The sequence below is a fragment of the Delftia sp. genome (assembly GCF_059499305.1).
Genome location: NZ_JCABYI010000031.1, coordinates 65689 through 84795, shown reverse-complemented (window position 1 = coordinate 84795; position 19107 = coordinate 65689). Strand labels below are relative to the sequence as shown.

The window sequence follows — 19107 nt, the reverse complement described above, 5'->3', positions numbered from 1 at the left end:
TCCAGCTGCGGACCCGCGGACAGCCCGGCCGTGGCATCAGTCGCAATGCCGGGCGATGTAGGCCTTGACCTGCTCGGCGTCGGCCGGCAAGTCGGTCACGCGCTTGGGCAGGTCCTCAATGCCTTCGAACTTGGCCGGGCGATCGGGCAGGCGGCCCAGGGCCTCCTCGATGGTGGCGGCGAACTTGATGGGCAGTGCCGTCTCCAGCACGATCATGGGCACGCCGGCCTGCAGTTGCTCGCGCGCCACCTTGACGCCGTCGGCCGTGTGCGTGTCGATCATGGTGCCGAAGCGCTCGAAGGTATCACGGATGGTGGCCAGGCGGTCGGCATGCGTGCTCTTGCCGCTGACGAAGCCGTATCGGGCAGCAGCTTCCTGGAACAGCGGGTTGCCGCCCAGGTCGAAGCGGCCCTGGCGTGCCACGCCCTCGGCGAACAATTCGCGCGTGGCCTGTCCATCGCGACCCAGCAGGTCGAACACGAAGCGTTCGAAGTTGCTGGCCTTGGAGATGTCCATCGAGGGGCTCGATGTCTCGTAGGTGTGCTCGCTGCCGCGCACCACGTAGGCGCCCGTGCGGAAGAACTCGTCGAGCACGTCGTTCTCGTTGGTCGCCACCACCAGGCGTTCGATCGGCAGGCCCATCTGGCGCGCCACATGGCCGGCGCAGATGTTGCCGAAGTTGCCGCTGGGCACCGTGAAGCTGACCTTCTGGTCATTGCTCTGCGTGGCCTGCAGGTAGCCGGCGAAGTAGTAGACGACCTGGGCCAGCAGGCGGGCCCAGTTGATCGAGTTGACCGTGCCGATCTTGTACTTCGCCTTGAAGGCGTGGTCGTTGGAGACGGCCTTGACGATGTCCTGGCAGTCGTCGAACACGCCCTCGATGGCGATGTTGTGGATGTTGGCGTCCTGCAGGCTGAACATCTGGGCCTGCTGGAAGGGGCTCATGCGGCCGCGCGGGCTGGTCATGAACACGCGCACGCCCTTTTTGCCGCGCATGGCGTACTCGGCCGCGCTGCCGGTATCGCCGCTGGTGGCCCCCAGGATGTTCAGTTCCTCGCCACGGCGGCCCAGTTCGTACTCGAACAGGTTGCCCAGCAGCTGCATGGCCATGTCCTTGAAGGCCAGCGTGGGGCCGTTGGACAGGGCTTCGAGCCACAGGCCGTCTTCCAGCGGGCGCAGCGGCGTGATCTCGGCCGTGCCGAACACCTGCTGCGTATAGGTCTTGGCGCACAGGGCGCGCAGATCCTCGGCCGGGATGTCGTCGATGTACAGGCTCAGGATCTCGAAGGCCAGGGCCGCGTAGCCCTGCTCCTTGTAGATGCTGCGCAGCTCGCCCAGGCGGGCGGCATCGATCTGCGGATAGCGCTCGGGCAGGTACAGCCCGCCATCGGGCGCCAGGCCCTCGAGCAGGATGTCGCAAAAGCGCTTGCGGTCCGCGTGGCCGCGCGTGGAAAGATAAAGCATGTCGCTTCCTCGTCAGTATTCTGTGAGACGGGGCGCGGCCGATGCCAGGGATGCCGAGCAAGGGCCGCCCCGCAGCGAGGGCGTCGTCCCCCTCCCGCGTGCGAGAGAGGGGGAAGCGGCGCAGCCGCTCAGGGGGTGTCTTAGTTCAACTCTTCCTTGCGGATGCGGTTGATAGGGGCCAGCACCGTGGGCAACTGCTGGATCTGCGCCAGGGCAGCATCCATGTCGCCTTCGCGCGTGGCGTGGGTCAGGATGATCAGGTCGGTCTGCGGCACGCCCTGGCTGCCTTCGCTGTCGCCGCTCACCTCGCCAGCCTCGCGCTGCAGCAAGGCATCGATGCTGATGCCGGCACCGGCGAGGATGCTGGTGATCTTGGCCAGCACGCCGGCTTCGTCGGCCACGCGGATGCGCAGGTAGTAGCTGGTGACCACCTCGCTCATGGGCAGCACGGGCAGCTCGCCACCTGCGGCGACCAGCGTGTTCGACTGGAAGGCCAGCGGGGGCACGCGGTGCTCGGGGTCGGCCGTGTGCAGGCGGGCAATGTCCACCAGGTCGGCAATCACGGCGCTGGCCGTGGGCTCGGAGCCCGCGCCCTTGCCGTAGTACAGCGTCGTGCCCACGGCGTCGCCATGGACGACGACGGCGTTCATCGCGCCTTCCACGTTGGCGATCAGGCGCTTGGTCGGCACCAGGCTGGGGTGCACGCGCAGCTCGATGCCCTTGTCCGTGCGCTTGGTGATGCCCAGCAGCTTGATGCGGTAGCCCAGTTGCTCGGCGTACTTGATGTCGGCCGCAGACAGCTTGGTGATGCCTTCCACATGCGCCTTGTCGAACTGCACGGGAATGCCGAAGGCGATGGCGCTCATCAGCGTGACCTTGTGGGCGGCGTCCACGCCTTCGATGTCGAAGGTCGGATCGGCTTCGGCATAGCCCAGGCGCTGGGCCTCCTTGAGCACCACGTCGAAGTCCAGGCCCTTGTCGCGCATCTCGGACAGGATGAAGTTGGTCGTGCCGTTGATGATGCCGGCCACCCACTGGATCTGGTTGGCCGTCAGGCCTTCGCGCAGCGCCTTGATGATGGGGATGCCACCGGCCACGGCCGCTTCGTAGGCCACCATCACGCCCTTCTCGGCGGCGGCCTTGAAGATTTCGCTGCCATGCACGGCCAGCAGGGCCTTGTTGGCCGTGACCACATGCTTGCCGGCGGCAATGGCCTCCAGCACCAGGGCCTTGGCAATGCCGTAGCCGCCGATCAGTTCGATCACCACGTCGATCTCGGGGTTGGCGATGATCTCGCGCGCATCGCCGACCACCTTGGCCGTGTCGCCCACGACGGAGCGTGCGCGTTCCGTATCCAGGTCGGCCACCATGGCAATCTCAATACCGCGGCCCGCGCGGCGGCGGATCTCTTCCTGGTTGCGCTGCAGCACGTTGAAGGTGCCGCTGCCCACGGTGCCAATGCCCAGAAGGCCTACTTGGATCGGTTTCATAAACTACTTGCCAGTCAAAAAATGCTGCGGCGCCCAGAGGGTGCGCGCCGGCAGCCGGTAAAAAGCGATGGTCGGCGCAAGGCCCTCTCCCCCGCCGGCCCCCGCACAGCTCAGCCGCGGTCCGTGCCGTGGCGCTTGCGGTATTTCTCGAGGAACACGGCCAGGCGGCGGATGGCCTCGCGCAGGTCGGTGTCGTGCGGCAGGAAGACGATGCGGAAATGGTCGGGGTGCGGCCAGTTGAAGCCTGTTCCCTGCACCAGCATGACCTTGGTCTCCTGCAGCACTTCCAGGAAGAACGCCTGGTCATCCTTGATCGGGTAGATCTCGGGGTCCAGGCGCGGGAACATATACAGCGCGGCCTGCGGCTTGACGCAGCTCACGCCGGGGATTTCGGTGATCAGTTGGTAGGCCAGGTCGCGCTGCACGCGCAGCCGGCCGCCTTCCTGCACCAGCTCGTCGATGCTCTGATGCCCGCCCAGCGCCGTCTGCACGGCCCATTGGCCAGGCACATTGGCGCAAAGGCGCATGTTGGAGAGCATGTTCAGGCCCTCGATATAGTCCTTGGCCGCCTTCTTGTCGCCCGAGACCACCATCCAGCCGGCGCGGTAGCCGCAGCTGCGATAGGCCTTGGACAGCGAGTTGAAGGTCAGCGTCAGCACATCGGTGGACAGGCTGGCCAGCGGCGTATGCACGACGTCGTCGTAGAGCACCTTATCATAGACCTCGTCGGCGAAGATCACCAGGCCATGCTCGCGGGCCAGCGCCACGATGCTTTGCAGCAGCTGCTTGCTGTACAGGGCACCTGTCGGATTGTTGGGGTTGATGACGACGATGCCCTTGGTGCGCGGCGTGATCTTGGCGCGGATGTCGTCCAGGTCGGGCATCCAGCCGTTGGACTCGTCGCACATATAGTGCACGGGCGTGCCGCCGGACAGGCTGGTCACGGCGGTCCACAGCGGATAGTCGGGCGCCGGCAGCAGCATCTCGTCGCCGTCGTCCAGCAGCGCGTTCGTGGCCAGGCTGATCAGCTCGGATGCGCCATTGCCCAGGTAGATATCGTCCAGCGTCACGCCCAGGATGCCCTGGCGCTGGGTCTCATGCATCACGGCCTTGCGCGCCGCGAAGATGCCCTTGCTGTCCGAGTAGCCTGCCGAATTGGGCAGGTTGCGGATCATGTCCTGCTGCACTTCCTCAGGAGCGTCGAAGCCGAACACGGCCAGATTGCCGATATTGAGCTTGATGATCTTCTGGCCGTCCTCTTCCATCTTCTTGGCCGCGTCCATGATGGGCCCGCGGATGTCATAACAGACGTTGGCTAGTTTTGCGGATTTGAGAACGGTTTTCATGCTGAGAATATGAAAGTGGCCGGCGCGGGCTTGCGGCCTTCATGCACGCCAAAGTGCCCCATGCACCCTGGTGAAACCTATAATTTGACCACAGTTCCGCAATGCAGCATCGCCCTGGCCCCGACCCATGTGGCGGCCACCCCCATCGCGCAGACCGCGCCACCCTCATCCATGAAATTCCACGCCGACAAATCCGAAGCACAGAGCATCACGGGCTATGGCCCCGGCTGGGTCGCTGTGGACCGGGAAAAGTTCGAACACAGCCTGCTTGTCGGCGCCAAAGGCCTGCGCCAGGCCTGGGACTGCGCCCGCTTCGAAGACCTGACGCCTGAGCATTTCGAGGCCCTGTCCCAGCTGGATGCAGAGGTCATCATCCTGGGCAGCGGCCAGCGCAACCGCTTCCCGCCAGCGGCCTGGCTGCGCCCGCTCATGGCCCGACGCATCGGCCTGGAAAGCATGGATACGCAGGCCGCGTGTCGCACCTACAACATCCTTGCCAGCGAAGGCCGTAACGTCGTCGCGGCCCTACTCTTGGAGTAGACTCCTGCCCCCCTGATTGGGAGAAATTCCGTTTTCAGGGTAAAATTGCAGGTTGCGGTTGGGGGCATTTCCGATAAAAGCAAAAACACAAACACGGCCCTCGGCATTTCAACGACTACACCCGAGAGATATAAGCGCATGGCGATCGTTGTCAACAAACCCCTTCCCGAATTTGAAGCCAACGCTACCGGCGGGATCAAGGTGACCAACACCTCCCACACGGGCCAGATTCTGATCCTTTATTTCTACCCCAAGGACAATACGCCTGGCTGCACCACCGAAGCCATGCAGTTCCGCGACAAGTACAAGGACTTCGTGAAAGCTGGCGCCACCGTGTTTGGCGTCTCGCGCGACAACATGAAGTCGCACGACGACTTCAAGGAAAAGCTGGAACTGCCGTTCGAGCTGATCGCCGATACGGAAGAGAAGATGTGCCACATGTTCGGCGTGGTCAAGAACAAGATCATGTACGGCAAGAAGGTGAAGGGCATCGAGCGCTCCACCTTCCTGGTCGGAGCCGATGGCCTGCTGGTGCAGGAATGGCGCGGCCTGAAGGTTCCCGGCCACGTTGACGAGGTGCTCAAGGCTGTCAAGACCCTGAAGGCATTGAAGCAGGCTGCCTGATAGCAACAATCCGACAGGTGACAGAGTGCCGGCCGACATATTCAGGCCGTCCGCCTATGCATAATGGGGCAATGCCTCTTAGCAAAGACGCTTTTCCCTGTCACCCCTCCAAAGCCGCCTCGGTTTCCAGGCGGCTTTGTGCTTTTTGATCCTTGTTGAGGAACGGTTCGTCCACCATGCCCCTGCCCCCCGCACCCGGCCGCCGTGCCGCCAAGCTCTCCCCCGAAGCCTTTCTTCCCGTGCGCGGTGCCCAGCACGCAGACCCCCTGCCCGCTGACGATCTTCCCGATGCAGTCGAGGCCGTAGCTGCCGCCGCGCCACGCAAGCGCAAGCCGGCCCCGGCCTCCGCCTCCAACACCACCGTCACAGCCGCAAAGCCCGCACCGGCGCGCGGCCGCAACGCCAAGCCCGCATCACCGGCACCGGCTACTGCGGCCGCGACTGCAGCCCCGGCCCATCGGCAGCGCCGTGCAACCGACAATTCCAACGCAACGGCAGCGCCGTCCAGCACCCGGTCGGCCAACAGGTCGGCCACGGAAGCCAAGCCGGCAGCACTGCTGGCAGCGCCGGTTCGCCCACGCCGCACGCGCACAGGCCCGAAGACGCTGTTCGTGCTCGACACCAACGTGCTGCTGCACGACCCGACCAGCCTGTTCCGCTTCGAGGAGCACGACATCTTCCTGCCCATGGTGGTGCTGGAAGAGCTCGACGGCCACAAGAAGGGAATGACCGAAGTGGCGCGCAACGGCCGCCAGGTCAGCCGCACGCTGGATTCACTGGTCGCCTCCCAGCCCTCCGAAACGCTGGACAAGGGCCTGCCGCTGAATGCCACGGGCCAGCGCAGCGCCACGGGAATGCTGTATTTCCAGACAGAACCGCTGGAGACCTCGCTGCCCGACAGCCTGCCCCAGGGCAAGGCGGACAACCAGATCCTGGGTGTTGTCGCCGCGCTGCGCAAGAAGTTCAGCGAGCGTGAAGTCGTGCTGGTGTCCAAGGACATCAACATGCGCGTCAAGGCACGCGCCCTGGGCCTTGCGGCCGAGGACTACCAGAACGACAAGGTACTGGACGACGGCGACCTGCTGTACGCAGGCGCCCTGGCCCTGCCCCAGGACTTCTGGGCCAAGGCCGGCAAGAACGTCGAAAGCTGGCAGGAAGGCGCCATCACCTACTACCGCATCAGCGGCGCCATCGTCGACCAGCTGATGATCAACCAGTTCGTCTACCACGAGGCACCGGGCGAGCCCAGCCTGTTCATGCGCGTGACCGAGATCCGCGACAAGACGGCCGTGCTCAAGACGCTCAAGGACTTCGGCAATCCCAAGTACGCCGTCTGGGGCGTCACGGCGCGCAACCGCGAACAGAACTTCGCGATGAATCTGCTGATGAACCCGGACATCGACCTGGTCACGCTGACCGGCACGGCCGGCACGGGCAAGACCCTGCTGGCCCTGGCCGCCGGCCTGTCCCAGGTGCTGGACGACCGCCGCTACACCGAGATCATCATGACGCGCGCCACGGTCAGCGTGGGTGAGGACATCGGCTTCCTGCCCGGCACCGAGGAAGAGAAGATGGGCCCCTGGATGGGCGCCCTCGACGACAACCTCGAATTCCTGGCCAAGGGCGATGGCGGCAATGCCGGCGAATGGGGCCGCGCCGCCACCAACGAGCTGATCCGCAGCCGCATCAAGATCAAGAGCATGAACTTCATGCGCGGCCGCACCTTCCTGAACAAGTACGTCATCATCGACGAGGCCCAGAACCTGACGCCCAAGCAGATGAAGACCCTGATCACGCGCGCCGGCCCCGGCACCAAGATCATCTGCATGGGCAATCTGGCGCAGATCGACACACCCTACCTGACCGAGGGATCGTCAGGACTGACCTACGCCGTGGACCGCTTCAAGGGCTGGCCCCACAGCGGCCACATCACGCTGGCGCGCGGCGAACGCTCGCGCCTGGCCGACTTCGCCAGCGAGGTGCTGTAAGCCATGGCGATCAGCTGGATCACGGCGCTGAAGCTGGTGCCCTGGGGCGATGTCATCGAGGCCACCCCCCAGGTCGTCAAGGCAGCCAAGAGCCTGCTGCGCAAAAAGGATGCGGAGCAGGCGGTCGGCGCGCAGCCGGCTGCAGCCGGCGAGCCGCTGGCAGCCCCGCGCTCGGCTGGCGAACAGGCTCTGCTGCTGATCCAGGCCCAGGAAGCCCGCATCACGCAGCTGGAGCAGTCACAGCGCCAGTCGCTGGAACTGATCGAGAAGCTGGCCGAGCAGAATGCCCAGATCGTGGCCACCGTGGGTGCGCTGCGCACGGGCGCCCAGCGGCTGGCCTGGGCCTGTGCCATCCTCGGCGCCTGCGTGGCAGGTCTGCTGATCCATGCCTGGCGTACATAGACCGCCCACTGCAAAAAAACCAAACGGCCCCTCGGGGCCGTTTTTCATGGAAAGCCTGAAAGCCAAGCGCTGCAATCAGTACTCGTCGCCACCACCGTAGCCCACGGCCAGGTTCTCGAAGCGCGTCTGGTTTTTCTGGAAGAACAGCTTGACCGTGCCGGTCGGGCCGTTACGCTGCTTGCCGATGATGACTTCGGCGATGTTGGGCTCCTTGCTGTCCTTGTTGTAGTAGTCATCGCGGTAGATGAACATGATGATGTCGGCATCCTGCTCGATGGCACCCGATTCGCGCAGGTCGGACATCATGGGGCGCTTGTCGGTGCGCTGCTCCACCGAACGGTTGAGCTGGGACAGGGCAATCACCGGGCACTGCAACTCCTTGGCCAGCATCTTCAAGCCTCGCGAAATCTCGCCCAGCTCGGTCGCACGGTTGTCGGAACTGGCGGCCGAACCCGAGCCGCTCATCAGCTGCAGATAGTCCACCACGATCAGGCCCAGCTTGCCGCAGGTGCGCGCCAGGCGCCGCGCATTGGCGCGCAGCTCCGTGGGGGACAGGCCCGGTGTCTCGTCGATGTGCAGGGACACCGTGCGCAGCCGCTCGATGGCCTCCGTCAGGCGCGGCCACTCGTCATCGTTGAGCTTGCCCGTGCGCAGATTGCCCTGGTTGACGCGGCCGATGGAGCCGACGATACGCACCGCCAGCTGGGCTGCGCCCATTTCCATGGAGAAAATGGCGACCGGCAGGCCTTCGTTGAGCGCCACGTGCTCGGCGATATTCACCGCAAACGAGGTCTTGCCCATCGAGGGGCGTGCGGCCAGCACCACCAGGTCGCCAGCCTGCAGGCCACTGGTCATGCGGTCCAGATCGACAAAGCCCGTGGGCACGCCGGTCACGTCCATGGGGTTGTCGGCCATCTCCTGGACACGGTCCAGCAGGTCCACCACCAGCGTGTCGAGCGACTGGAAGCCCTGCTTGTTGCGCGCCCCCTCCTCGCCGATGGCCAGGATCTTCTGCTCGGCCTCGTCAAGGATGCGGTCCACCGTCTTGCCCTGCGGATTGAAGGCATTGGTGGCGATGTCATCACTGGCCGTCACCAGCTTGCGCAGGATGGAGCGCTCGCGCACGATCTCCGCGTAGCGCCGGATGTTGGTGGCACTGGGCACGTACTGCGCCAGCTGGTTCAGGTACAGCAGGCCGCCAATTTCCTCGGCCTTGCCCATGCCCTGCAAATGCTCGTACACCGTGATCACGTCGGCCGGCTTGCTGGCATTGATCAGCTTGCCGATGGCCTCGTAAATCAGCTTGTGCTCATGGCGGTAGAAATCACCATCCACCAGCAGATCGCCCACGCGGTCCCAGGCACTGTTGTCCAGAAGCAGGCCACCCAGCACGCTGGACTCGGACTCCATCGAATGCGGCGGCACGCGCAACTGCGCGACCTGCTGGTCGCCAGCGGGCAGCAGCGGTGCGAACGCATCATCGAGATCGAGCGGGGGCATTACGGACGACATGGAATTCCTGGAGATGAGCCCGCCATCGTAGCGGCTGGCAAAAGGCCGCGCCACCCGGCGTCATCACCCGGGCGCGGCAAAGCAAAAAGCCGCCCGAAGGCGGCTTTTTGGTGATACGGGACAAGCCCCGGATCAGGAGTGGTCGCCGTAGACCGACACCGACACTTCGACGCTGACGTCGGTGTGCAGTGCCACGACCACGGTGGCGTCGCCCACGGTCTTGATGGGACCGTTGACCAGGCGAACTTGCGACTTGGCAACGGCGAAGCCGGCCTTGGTCAGTTCTTCGGCGATGTCGGCATTGGTCACCGAACCGAACAGGCGGCCGTCAACGCCAGCCTTCTGGGTCAGCTTGACGTTCACGCCGTTGAGCTTTTCGCCCAGTTGCTGGGCAGCAGCCAGCTTTTCAGCCGCTTGCTTTTCCAGTTCGGCGCGCTTGGCTTCGAACTCGGCCTTGGCGGAAGCCGTGGCGCGACGGGCAGCGCCCGTGGGGATCAGGAAGTTGCGGGCGTAGCCGTCCTTGACCTTGACGATATCGCCGAGGCCACCGAGGTTCACAACCTTGTCGAGCAGAATGACTTGCATGGGTTGTATTCCTTAGATCTTGTGCTGGTCAGAGTAAGGAACCAGAGCCAGGAAGCGGGCGCGCTTGATGGCAGTGTTCAACTGACGCTGGTAGATGGCGCGCGTGCCGGTCAGGCGAGCGGGGACGATCTTGCCGTTTTCACCGATGAAGTCACGCAGGGTGTCCACATCCTTGTAGTCGATTTCTTCGACGCCGGCGACGGTGAAGCGGCAGAAGCGCTTGCGCTTGAACAGCAGCGACTGCGTGTTGCGCTTGGGGCGCTTGTCCTTGTTGAATTTCTTGAACGTGGCCATTTCTGGACCTCTTGAAAATTAGTTTTGTTGAATGTCCTGGATGTGAAGAACCAGCAATTTGCCGTTGCGGGGCGTTGCCAGGAAGCCTTGGAACTTCCACTGGCTGCCGAGCGCCTGGCGGGCCAGCTTTTCAGCCAGCGCGCCAAAGGCCACCGCCTTGACAGATGCCGTCACGCTGCGCTCGCTTCCTGCCTCTTTCTGCCGCGACGCATGCTCGAGTCGCAGTTCAAGGGCTGGCAGCCCTGCCGGCGTGTAGCGCAGTGCTTGAAGCTCTGCGATGGCGGCCGTCAGTACAACGTGGTTCTCCACTCCTTCAGGTTCTGACAGGGCTGGGCTCAGGCCTGTTCGGTCTGGCTGGCCTTGCGGGCCTCTTCACGCTCGACGGTCTTCATCATCGAGGAAGGAGCCGTATCGGCCTTCTTCTTCTGAACCGTCAGGTGACGCAGCACGGCATCGTTGAACTTGAAGGCATGCTCCAGCTCAGCCATCACAGCCTGGTCGGCTTCGATGTTCAGGCACAGGTAGTGGGCCTTGGCGAGCTTGTTGATCATGTAAGCCAGTTGGCGACGGCCCCAGTCTTCTTCGCGATGGACCTTGCCACCGCCAGCGGTGATCATGCCCTTGTAGCGTTCCAGCATGGCGGGAACCTGCTCGCTCTGATCCGGGTGGATCAACAAAACGATTTCGTAATGACGCATATCGACTCCTTTTGGGAAAACGCCGCCCACTGCGTCTTGTAGCGGTGCGGCAAGGCAAAGCATTGGATTCTAGCGCAGCCCTCTTCCATCTGTACACTTCGCACTGCCCGAGACCCCGGATCTGTGTGGGGCTTTTGCCCCGTCGCCCGGCTTTTGCCCTCACCGTGTACCTCTGCCGCGCGGATGCACATGCACAAAGCCCTTGAAAATACACCGATCCGCTCGCATCTCGATTCAAGATCGTGCAATCGCCTGGCCTCCAGTCTGGCGACCGCTTTGTTTTGTAGCTGAAGTCTCTATCCATGTCTGAACAAAACTCCAACCCCTTGCAAGACGCAGCCCCGGAAGAAATCGAAGCCGCCATGGCGGCCAATGCAGCCGACGAGCTGCAGCGCCTGCAGGCCGAGCTGGCCGAACTCAAGGCCAAGAGCGCCGAGCTGGCAGACCAGTTCCTGCGCGCCAAGGCCGAGGCCGAGAATGTGCGCCGCCGCGCGGAAGACGAAGTCTCCAAGGCGCGCAAATTCGGCATCGAGAGCTTTGCCGAAAGCCTTCTGCCTGTCTGCGACAGCCTGGATGCCGCCCTGGCCATTCAACAGGCCACGCCGGAACAGCTGCGCGAAGGCGCCGACGCCACGCTGCGCCAGCTGACCTCGGCCCTTGAGCGCAACAAGGTCGTGACCATCAATCCGGCTGCCGGCGAGAAATTCGACCCCAACCTGCACCAGGCGATCAGCATGGTGCCTGCACAGCAGGAAGCCAACACCGTGGTATCGGTGCTGCAAAAGGGCTACCTGATCGCCGACCGCATCCTGCGCCCGGCCCTCGTGACCGTGGCCCAGCCCCAGTAAGCGGGCACTCACGGCAGCACTGACAAAAAAGGGGACAAGCCCCTTGAAGCTGCGCGAGCCGGCCACAAGTTAGCAGTCATTCAAACATTTCACAGAACGCGGAGAGAACTCAAAATGGGAAAAATCATCGGTATTGACCTGGGCACCACCAATAGCTGCGTGGCCATCATGGACGGCAACACCACGCGCGTGATCGAGAACAGCGAAGGTGCGCGCACCACGCCGTCGATCATTGCGTACCAGGAAGACGGCGAGATCCTCGTCGGCGCCTCGGCCAAGCGCCAGGCGGTCACCAACCCCCGCAACACCATCTATGCCGCCAAGCGCCTGATCGGCCGCAAGTTCGACGAGAAGGAAGTGCAAAAGGACATCGACCTGATGCCCTACACCATCTCGCGCGCCGACAACGGCGACGCCTGGGTGGAAGTGCGCGGCCAGAAGCTGGCCCCGCCGCAGATTTCCGCCGAAGTGCTGCGCAAGATGAAGAAGACCGCCGAGGACTACCTGGGCGAGCCCGTGACCGAGGCCGTGATCACCGTGCCCGCTTACTTCAACGACGCCCAGCGCCAGGCCACCAAGGACGCCGGCCGCATCGCCGGCCTGGAAGTCAAGCGCATCATCAACGAACCCACGGCGGCGGCCCTGGCCTTCGGCCTGGACAAGACCGACAAGGGCGACCGCAAGATCGCCGTGTATGACCTGGGCGGCGGCACCTTCGACGTGTCCATCATCGAAATCGCCGATGTGGACGGCGAAAAGCAGTTCGAAGTGCTGTCGACCAACGGCGACACCTTCCTGGGCGGCGAAGACTTCGACCAGCGCATCATCGACTACATCATCACCGAGTTCAAGAAGGAACAGGGCGTCGATCTGTCCAAGGACGTGCTGGCGCTGCAGCGCCTGAAGGAAGCCGCCGAGAAGGCCAAGATCGAGCTGTCGAACTCGGCCCAGACCGACATCAACCTGCCCTACATCACGGCCGATGCCTCGGGTCCCAAGCACCTGAACATCAAGCTGACCCGCGCCAAGCTGGAAAGCCTGGTCGAGGACCTGATCGAGCGCACCATTGCGCCCTGCCGCACGGCCATCAAGGACGCAGGCGTGTCCGTGTCCGACATCGATGACGTCATCCTGGTCGGTGGCATGACCCGCATGCCCAAGGTGCAGGAAAAGGTCAAGGAATTCTTCGGCAAGGATCCCCGCAAGGACGTGAACCCCGACGAAGCCGTGGCCGTGGGCGCCGCCGTGCAGGGCCAGGTTCTGTCGGGTGACCGCAAGGACGTGCTGCTGCTGGACGTGACACCGCTGTCGCTGGGCATCGAGACGCTGGGTGGCGTGATGACCAAGATGATCACCAAGAACACCACCATCCCGACGAAGTTCGCACAGACCTTCTCGACGGCCGACGACAACCAGCCTGCCGTGACGATCAAGGTGTTCCAGGGCGAGCGCGAAATGGCTTCGGGCAACAAGATGCTGGGCGAGTTCAACCTCGAAGGCATCCCGCCGGCCGCGCGTGGCGTGCCCCAGATCGAAGTGGCCTTTGACATCGACGCCAACGGCATCCTGAACGTGTCCGCCAAGGACAAGGCATCGGGCAAGGAAAACAAGATCACCATCAAGGCGAACTCCGGCCTGTCCGAGGAAGAGATCCAGAAGATGGTCAAGGACGCCGAGCTGAACGCCGCCGACGACAAGAAGAAGCTGGAACTGGTCCAGGCCCGCAACCAGGGCGAAGCTGCCGTGCACAGCGTCAAGAAGAGCCTGGGCGAGCATGGCGACAAGCTCGACGCTGGCGAGAAGACCGCCATCGAGAGCGCCGTCAAGGACCTGGAAGAAGCGCTCAAGGGCGAGGACAAGGACGCCATCGACGCCAAGACCACGGCGCTGATGACGGTCAGCCAGAAGCTCGGCGAGAAGATGTACGCCGATGCACAGGCAGCGGGCGCCCCCGAGGCAGCCGCCGCCGCAGCAGCCGCCGGTGCTGCAGGCGCCTCGGCCGGTGCTGCAGCCGCTGACGACAACGTCGTCGACGCCGAAGTCAAGGAAGTCAAGAAGGACTGAACCCAGCGCGTGGTCCCTTGACGACCGCTTGCCGCCGCGCTCGGCCCTGCCAAGGGGCTGACGCGGCGTTCCTGTTCTCACTGACTGGCTAGCAAACACCATGTCCAAACGCGATTTTTACGAGGTCCTCGGCGTTGCCAAGAACGCCTCGGACGACGACATCAAGAAGGCTTATCGCAAGCTGGCGATGAAGTACCACCCTGACCGCAACCAGGGGGATGCCGCACGCGAGGCGGAAGAGAAATTCAAGGAGGCCAAGGAGGCCTACGAGATGCTCTCCGACAGCAACAAACGCGCGGCCTACGATCAGTACGGCCACGCAGGCGTGGACCCCAACCGCGGCATGGGCGGCGGCGCAGAAGGCTTTGGCGGCTTTGCCGAGGCCTTTGGCGACATCTTCGGCGACATGTTCAACCAGGGCGGGCGGCGCGGCGGCGCAGGTGGCGGCCGCCAGGTCTACCGTGGCAACGACCTCAGCTATGCCATGGAGATCACGCTGGAAGAGGCGGCCCACGGCAAGGATGCGCAGATACGCATCCCCAGCTGGGACAGCTGCGACACCTGCCACGGCAGCGGCGCCAAGCCCGGCACCAGCGCCAAGACCTGCACCACCTGCAACGGCATGGGCAGCGTGCAGATGCGCCAGGGCTTCTTCAGCGTGCAGCAGACCTGCCCGCACTGCCGAGGCACCGGCAAGATCATTCCCGAACCCTGCACCAGCTGCGGCGGCCAGGGCAAGGTCAAGCGCCAGAAGACGCTGGAAGTGAAGATTCCCGCAGGCATCGACGACGGCATGCGCATCCGTTCCTCGGGCAATGGCGAACCCGGCACCAATGGCGGGCCTGCAGGCGATCTCTACATCGAGATCCGCATCAAGGACCACGACATCTTCGAGCGCGATGGCGACGATCTGCACTGCAACGTGCCCGTGAGCTTCATCACGGCGGCGCTGGGTGGCGAGATCGAGGTACCCACCCTCTCGGGCAAGGCGGCCATCGACATCCCCGAAGGCACCCAGGCCGGCAAGCAGTTCCGCCTGCGCGGCAAGGGCATCAAGGGCGTGCGCTCCAGCTACCCCGGTGACCTGTACTGCCACATCGTGGTCGAGACGCCCGTCAAGCTGACCGAGTACCAGCGCAAGCTGCTGCGCGAGCTGGAGGAATCGCTCAAGAAGGGCGGCGCCAAGCATTCGCCCAGCGGCGAGAGCTGGACCGACAGGCTCAAGAGCTTCTTCAGTTGATGCAGCACTGAGCCCCCAACAAAAACGCCTCTTCCGAGGCGTTTTTCATTGGTGCATCCTCAACAGGGCTCAGGGAGCGGGTTTGGCCTTCCAGGCCGCCGCCTGCCGCTCGGCACGTGCGCGCTCTGCCGCGCTCAGCGGCTGGGCCATGCTGTCGCGCTTGGCCGCCAGAGAGCTGTCCTTGCCCGCTGCCAGCAGCATCCAGAAATAGGCCTGCGACGGGCTGCGCTCCACGCCCTTGCCCGAGGAATAGAGGCTGGCCAGATTGGACTGCGCCAGCGCGTCGCCCTGCTGGGCGGCACGCTCCAGCCAGCGCGCGGCCTGCTTGTCGCTGGCAGGCACGCCCTGGCCATTGGCATACAGAACGCCCAGGTTGGACTGGGCTGCGGCACTGCCCTGCTCGGCCGCCTTCTCCAGCCAGTGTGCGGCCTGCGCCATGTCGCGATCGACCACGCCACCCTCGGCATAGAGCATGCCGGCGTTGAATTGCGCATCGACATGGCCCTGGCCTGCCGCCGCCACGAACCAGCGCAGCGCCTGCGCCACATCCTCGGCCACGCCCCGGCCCGTGGCATACATCACGCCCAGGCTGTACTGGCCGGCCGCCTCCCCCTGTTCGGCCGAGCGCTGGAACCATTGCACGGCCTGGACGGGATCCTTGGCGGCTCCGCGCCCCTCGGCCAGCATCAGGCCCAGGTTGTTCTGTGCCACGGCGTCACCCTGCTCGGCCGCCTTGCGATACCACTGCACGGCCTGCGCATCGTCGCGCACCACGCCACGGCCATTGGCGTACATCAAACCCAGGTCGGACTGAGCCGGCGCATAGCCTTGCTGGGCCGATTTCTCATACCACCGGGCGGCAGTCTCCGCATCCAGGGCAACGCCCTGGCCGCGCTTGTACAGCGAGCCCAGCGCGTACTGGGCGCTGGCCTCCCCCTGCTCGGCATGCTGCTGCAGCGCTGCAAGCTCGGCAGCGCTCAGGCCGGACTCACCCTTGGACACGCCGCCACCTGCGGCTGCAGCTGCAGCCCCCGCTGCGGCAGCGCCGCCCACCACGCCTGCAGCGGCGGCCGCCTTGGCAGGTGCGCTGCGGGTGGTGGCAGGTGCCGGCTTGCCCTTGGATTTGACGGCGATCTTGCCTGTCGGCCTCGCAGCTGCCTTGGCCGCAGGCTTGGCGGGGGCCTTCGCGCCGCTCTTGGCCGTGTTCTTCGCTGGTGGCTGCGGCTTGGCAGACGCCGGGACGGCCATGCAGGACAGGGCTGCGGCCAGCAGCAATGACAGGCCTGCAGGCAGGGCTCGCAGGCCCGTCGGGTATCGATCGTTCATATGCTCTTATTTTTGCAGCAATCCATGCAGGCGACTGGCGCAAAGATTGACAAATTCTTTCAGTATGCAACCGGCGTTCCGGCGGGCATGGCTGCCCGCAGCCATCGCCACGAGGCATGACCCCCATCTCCATGAAATCGCACGACATCACCAAAGACATCGCGCTTGAAGATGACAGATCGATGACTTGTGCGAGAAAATCCATTCAACTTCTCCTAATGAGAAGCCTGAACCCCACCACATGAAGAATTCAGAGCGCAGTTTTGCACGGCGCATAGACCTTACCTCCTTGCAGCTGTTCGTGGCTGTCTGCGAACTTGGCAGCATCGGACGAGCGGCAGAGCGCGAGTTCATCGCCGCTTCGGCGGTGAGCAAGCGCCTGTCCGACCTCGAGGCCACCGTGGACACGGCCCTGCTGTATCGCCACAGCCGTGGCGTGACACTCACTCCTGCCGGCGAAAGCCTGCTGCACCACGCGCGCAACGTGCTGTATGGCCTGGAGCGCATGCAAGGCGAGCTGTCCGAGTACGCCGATGGCGTGCGCGGCCATGTACGCATCCACGCCAATATGTCGGCCATCGTGCAGTTCCTGCCGGAAGACCTGGGCGTCTTCGCGCGCAAGCATGGCCAGGTCAAGATCGACCTGCAGGAGCAGCTCAGCCCCGCCGTGCTGGCGGCGGTGCAGGAAGGCACGGCCGACATCGGCATCTGCTCCATGGCATACATGCCGCTGGGCAATGGCCAGGCCACTCCCGCGCTGCAGCACCGCCCCTACCGCGAGGACCGGCTGGTCGTCGTGGTGCCCGAGCAGCACGCGCTGGCGCACAGCGACAGCGTGGCCTTTGCCGATGTGCTCGAATGGGACATCGTCAGCCTGCAGGCCGGCTCCTCCATCAGCCTGGCCATGCGTGCGGCTGCGGCCCAGGCCGGGCATGCGCTGCACCAGCGCATCCAGGTCACCAGCCTGGATGCCATGTGCCGCATGATCGACAACGGCCTGGGCGTGGGACTGATCCCCGACCGCGCCTTCGAGCTCATGCACGGCGTGGGCCATCTGCGCGCCCTGGAGCTCAGCGACGACTGGGCACGGCGCGAGCTGAGCATCGTGGCGCGCGACTTCGACGCGCTACCCGTTACGGCCCGCCTGCTGGTGGAGCACCTGAGCCCGCCGGCCAGCGCATCCTGAAGGCCCCTTGCCAGCCGGATGCACATCCAAGAATTTCCCCACGACACCAACCATTCGAGAACGCCATGGGACGCACCCTCTACGACAAGATCTTCGACGAGCATGTCATCCACACCGAGGATGACGGCACCGCCGTCCTCTACATCGACCGCCACCTGGTGCACGAAGTCACCAGCCCCCAGGCCTTCGAAGGCCTGCGCATGGCCGGCCGCAAGCTGTGGCGCATCAGCTCGGTGGTGGCCACGGCCGACCACAACACACCCACCGACGGCTGGGAGCGCGGCTATGACGGCATTGCCGACCCCATCAGCAAGGAACAGATCACCACGCTGAACACCAACATCGGCGAGTTCGGCTCTGCGGCCTTCTTTCCCTTCATGGACAAGGGCCAGGGCATCGTCCACGTCATGGGTCCCGAGCAAGGCGCCACCCTGCCCGGCATGACCGTGGTCTGCGGCGACAGCCACACGTCCACGCATGGGGCCTTCGGCGCACTGGCCCACGGCATCGGCACCTCCGAAGTCGAGCACGTGATGGCCACCCAGACCCTGCTGGCCAAGAAGGCCAAGAACATGCTGATCAACGTCAGCGGCAAGGCGGCGCCCGGCATCACGGCCAAGGACATCGTGCTGGCCATCATCGGCAAGATCGGCACGGCCGGCGGCACGGGCTACACCATCGAGTTCGCAGGCGAGGCCATCCGCGACCTGAGCATGGAAGGCCGCATGACGGTCTGCAACATGGCCATCGAAGGCGGCGCGCGCGCCGGCCTGGTGGCCGTGGACGACAAGACCATCGCCTACGTCAAGGGCCGCCCGCTGGCGCCCACGGGCGCCGAATGGGACGCCGCCGTCGCCTACTGGAAGACGCTGCACTCCGATGCCGATGCGAAGTTCGACCGCGTGGTCGAGCTGCAGGCCAGCGAGATCGTGCCGCAGGTCACCTGGGGCACCTCGCCCGAAATGGTGCTGGGCGTGGATGCCCGCGTGCCCGATCCCGACAAGGAAAAGGATGCCAGCAAGCGCGGCGCCATCGAGCGCGCGCTGACCTACATGGCGCTGGAACCCGGCAAGGCCATCGACGACATCTTCGTGGACAAGGTCTTCATCGGCTCGTGCACCAACAGCCGCATCGAAGACATGCGCGAAGCCGCCGCCGTGGTCAAGAAGCTGGGCCAGAAGGTGGCACGCAACATCAAGCTGGCCATGGTGGTGCCCGGATCGGGCCTGGTCAAGGAGCAGGCCGAGCGCGAAGGCCTGGACCAGATCTTCAAGGCGGCAGGCTTTGAATGGCGCGAACCCGGCTGCTCCATGTGCCTGGCCATGAACGCCGACCGCCTGGAGCCCGGCGAGCGCTGCGCCTCCACCAGCAACCGCAACTTCGAAGGCCGCCAGGGCGCGGGCGGACGCACCCACCTGGTGAGCCCCGCCATGGCCGCTGCCGCGGCCATCCACGGCCACTTCGTGGACATCCGCAGATTCTCCTGAACCCGCAACTGCC

The 19107-nt window shown here is 64.6% G+C and carries 18 protein-coding genes; 9 read left to right on the top strand and 9 right to left on the bottom strand.

All coding sequences use genetic code 11. The annotated features are described in order from the left end of the window. Nucleotides 1-36: 36 nt before the first annotated feature. The 3 genes from thrC to AC5I49_RS21490 form a co-directional block, all read right to left on the bottom strand. The gene (gene thrC, locus AC5I49_RS21500) at nt 37-1464 is read right to left on the bottom strand and encodes a threonine synthase (RefSeq protein WP_016447748.1); all 1428 of its coding nucleotides are present in this window, start codon (nt 1462-1464) and stop codon (nt 37-39) included. A 140-nt stretch (nt 1465-1604) separates the two neighbouring features. Continuing rightward, nucleotides 1605-2954, bottom strand: a complete 1350-nt coding sequence (locus AC5I49_RS21495) for a homoserine dehydrogenase (RefSeq protein ID WP_016447749.1) — start codon at nt 2952-2954, stop codon at nt 1605-1607. Between the two features lie 110 nt (nt 2955-3064). Further along, complete coding sequence (locus AC5I49_RS21490) at nt 3065-4300, bottom strand: pyridoxal phosphate-dependent aminotransferase (RefSeq protein WP_016447750.1); 1236 nt, start codon at nt 4298-4300, stop codon at nt 3065-3067. A gap of 171 nt (nt 4301-4471) precedes the next feature. On the opposite strand from AC5I49_RS21490, the gene AC5I49_RS21485 reads away from it, so the two are divergent. The 4 genes from AC5I49_RS21485 (at nt 4472) to AC5I49_RS21470 (ending at nt 7854) form a co-directional block, all read left to right on the top strand. After that, nucleotides 4472-4840: an Mth938-like domain-containing protein gene (locus AC5I49_RS21485; RefSeq protein WP_017407848.1), complete on the top strand. Its 369-nt coding sequence runs from the start codon at nt 4472-4474 to the stop codon at nt 4838-4840. A gap of 138 nt (nt 4841-4978) precedes the next feature. Further along, a complete protein-coding gene (locus tag AC5I49_RS21480) occupies nt 4979-5464 on the top strand; it encodes a peroxiredoxin (protein WP_012207021.1) in 486 nt (161 codons plus the stop codon). A 176-nt stretch (nt 5465-5640) separates the two neighbouring features. Beyond that, entirely contained in the window at nt 5641-7452 is a 1812-nt protein-coding gene (locus AC5I49_RS21475; protein ID WP_495789864.1) for a PhoH family protein, read from the top strand. Nucleotides 7453-7455: 3 nt separating this feature from the next. Then, nucleotides 7456-7854, top strand: coding sequence for a hypothetical protein (locus AC5I49_RS21470; protein ID WP_016447753.1), 399 nt, complete (start codon nt 7456-7458; stop codon nt 7852-7854). Between the two features lie 75 nt (nt 7855-7929). On the opposite strand, the gene dnaB is transcribed toward AC5I49_RS21470, so the two are convergent. The 5 genes from dnaB to rpsF form a co-directional block, all read right to left on the bottom strand. Further along, the gene (gene dnaB, locus AC5I49_RS21465) at nt 7930-9366 is read right to left on the bottom strand and encodes a replicative DNA helicase (RefSeq protein ID WP_016447754.1); all 1437 of its coding nucleotides are present in this window, start codon (nt 9364-9366) and stop codon (nt 7930-7932) included. Between the two features lie 132 nt (nt 9367-9498). After that, nucleotides 9499-9951, bottom strand: a complete 453-nt coding sequence (rplI, locus tag AC5I49_RS21460; protein ID WP_016447755.1) for a 50S ribosomal protein L9 — start codon at nt 9949-9951, stop codon at nt 9499-9501. Nucleotides 9952-9963: 12 nt separating this feature from the next. Continuing rightward, nucleotides 9964-10245 (bottom strand): 30S ribosomal protein S18, encoded by a 282-nt coding sequence (rpsR, locus tag AC5I49_RS21455; protein WP_012207026.1) that lies wholly within the window; start codon nt 10243-10245, stop codon nt 9964-9966. Between the two features lie 18 nt (nt 10246-10263). Further along, entirely contained in the window at nt 10264-10554 is a 291-nt protein-coding gene (gene priB / locus AC5I49_RS21450; protein WP_016451191.1) for a primosomal replication protein N, read from the bottom strand. Between the two features lie 26 nt (nt 10555-10580). Next, on the bottom strand, nt 10581-10943 hold the full coding sequence (gene rpsF / locus AC5I49_RS21445) for a 30S ribosomal protein S6 (protein WP_012207028.1): 363 nt from the start codon (nt 10941-10943) through the stop codon (nt 10581-10583). Between the two features lie 302 nt (nt 10944-11245). Between rpsF and grpE the strand changes: the two genes are divergently transcribed. The 3 genes from grpE (at nt 11246) to dnaJ (ending at nt 15095) form a co-directional block, all read left to right on the top strand. After that, a complete protein-coding gene (grpE, locus tag AC5I49_RS21440; RefSeq protein WP_016447757.1) occupies nt 11246-11791 on the top strand; it encodes a nucleotide exchange factor GrpE in 546 nt (181 codons plus the stop codon). A gap of 114 nt (nt 11792-11905) precedes the next feature. Continuing rightward, nucleotides 11906-13855, top strand: a complete 1950-nt coding sequence (gene dnaK / locus AC5I49_RS21435) for a molecular chaperone DnaK (protein ID WP_016447758.1) — start codon at nt 11906-11908, stop codon at nt 13853-13855. 100 nt (nt 13856-13955) lie between these two features. Then, the gene (gene dnaJ, locus AC5I49_RS21430) at nt 13956-15095 is read left to right on the top strand and encodes a molecular chaperone DnaJ (RefSeq protein WP_017405356.1); all 1140 of its coding nucleotides are present in this window, start codon (nt 13956-13958) and stop codon (nt 15093-15095) included. Nucleotides 15096-15164: 69 nt separating this feature from the next. Here the strand turns inward: dnaJ and AC5I49_RS21425 are convergent, their stop codons facing one another. After that, nucleotides 15165-16421 carry a tetratricopeptide repeat protein gene (locus tag AC5I49_RS21425; RefSeq protein ID WP_227468439.1) on the bottom strand — a complete coding sequence of 419 codons (1257 nt, stop codon included), beginning with the start codon at nt 16419-16421 and terminating at the stop codon, nt 15165-15167. 241 nt (nt 16422-16662) lie between these two features. Here AC5I49_RS21425 and AC5I49_RS21420 point away from each other — a divergent pair, with 241 nt between their 5' ends. Together AC5I49_RS21420 and leuC are read left to right on the top strand one after the other, a co-directional pair. Continuing rightward, nucleotides 16663-17607, top strand: a complete 945-nt coding sequence (locus tag AC5I49_RS21420; RefSeq protein ID WP_016447761.1) for a LysR family transcriptional regulator — start codon at nt 16663-16665, stop codon at nt 17605-17607. 65 nt (nt 17608-17672) lie between these two features. Further along, a complete protein-coding gene (leuC, locus tag AC5I49_RS21415; protein ID WP_074921049.1) occupies nt 17673-19094 on the top strand; it encodes a 3-isopropylmalate dehydratase large subunit in 1422 nt (473 codons plus the stop codon). Nucleotides 19095-19107: the final 13 nt, after the last annotated feature.

Coding starts and splice junctions, on each gene's coding strand:
- AC5I49_RS21485 (WP_017407848.1), top strand. CDS start 4,472: ATGAAATTCCACGCCGACAAATCCGAAGCACAGAGCATCACGGGCTAT.
- AC5I49_RS21470 (WP_016447753.1), top strand. CDS start 7,456: ATGGCGATCAGCTGGATCACGGCGCTGAAGCTGGTGCCCTGGGGCGAT.
- rplI (WP_016447755.1), bottom strand. CDS start 9,951: ATGCAAGTCATTCTGCTCGACAAGGTTGTGAACCTCGGTGGCCTCGGC.
- AC5I49_RS21495 (WP_016447749.1), bottom strand. CDS start 2,954: ATGAAACCGATCCAAGTAGGCCTTCTGGGCATTGGCACCGTGGGCAGC.
- grpE (WP_016447757.1), top strand. CDS start 11,246: ATGTCTGAACAAAACTCCAACCCCTTGCAAGACGCAGCCCCGGAAGAA.
- AC5I49_RS21475 (WP_495789864.1), top strand. CDS start 5,641: ATGCCCCTGCCCCCCGCACCCGGCCGCCGTGCCGCCAAGCTCTCCCCC.
- dnaJ (WP_017405356.1), top strand. CDS start 13,956: ATGTCCAAACGCGATTTTTACGAGGTCCTCGGCGTTGCCAAGAACGCC.
- thrC (WP_016447748.1), bottom strand. CDS start 1,464: ATGCTTTATCTTTCCACGCGCGGCCACGCGGACCGCAAGCGCTTTTGC.
- dnaB (WP_016447754.1), bottom strand. CDS start 9,366: ATGTCGTCCGTAATGCCCCCGCTCGATCTCGATGATGCGTTCGCACCG.
- dnaK (WP_016447758.1), top strand. CDS start 11,906: ATGGGAAAAATCATCGGTATTGACCTGGGCACCACCAATAGCTGCGTG.
- leuC (WP_074921049.1), top strand. CDS start 17,673: ATGGGACGCACCCTCTACGACAAGATCTTCGACGAGCATGTCATCCAC.
- rpsR (WP_012207026.1), bottom strand. CDS start 10,245: ATGGCCACGTTCAAGAAATTCAACAAGGACAAGCGCCCCAAGCGCAAC.
- AC5I49_RS21425 (WP_227468439.1), bottom strand. CDS start 16,421: ATGAACGATCGATACCCGACGGGCCTGCGAGCCCTGCCTGCAGGCCTG.
- rpsF (WP_012207028.1), bottom strand. CDS start 10,943: ATGCGTCATTACGAAATCGTTTTGTTGATCCACCCGGATCAGAGCGAG.
- AC5I49_RS21480 (WP_012207021.1), top strand. CDS start 4,979: ATGGCGATCGTTGTCAACAAACCCCTTCCCGAATTTGAAGCCAACGCT.
- AC5I49_RS21490 (WP_016447750.1), bottom strand. CDS start 4,300: ATGAAAACCGTTCTCAAATCCGCAAAACTAGCCAACGTCTGTTATGAC.
- AC5I49_RS21420 (WP_016447761.1), top strand. CDS start 16,663: ATGAAGAATTCAGAGCGCAGTTTTGCACGGCGCATAGACCTTACCTCC.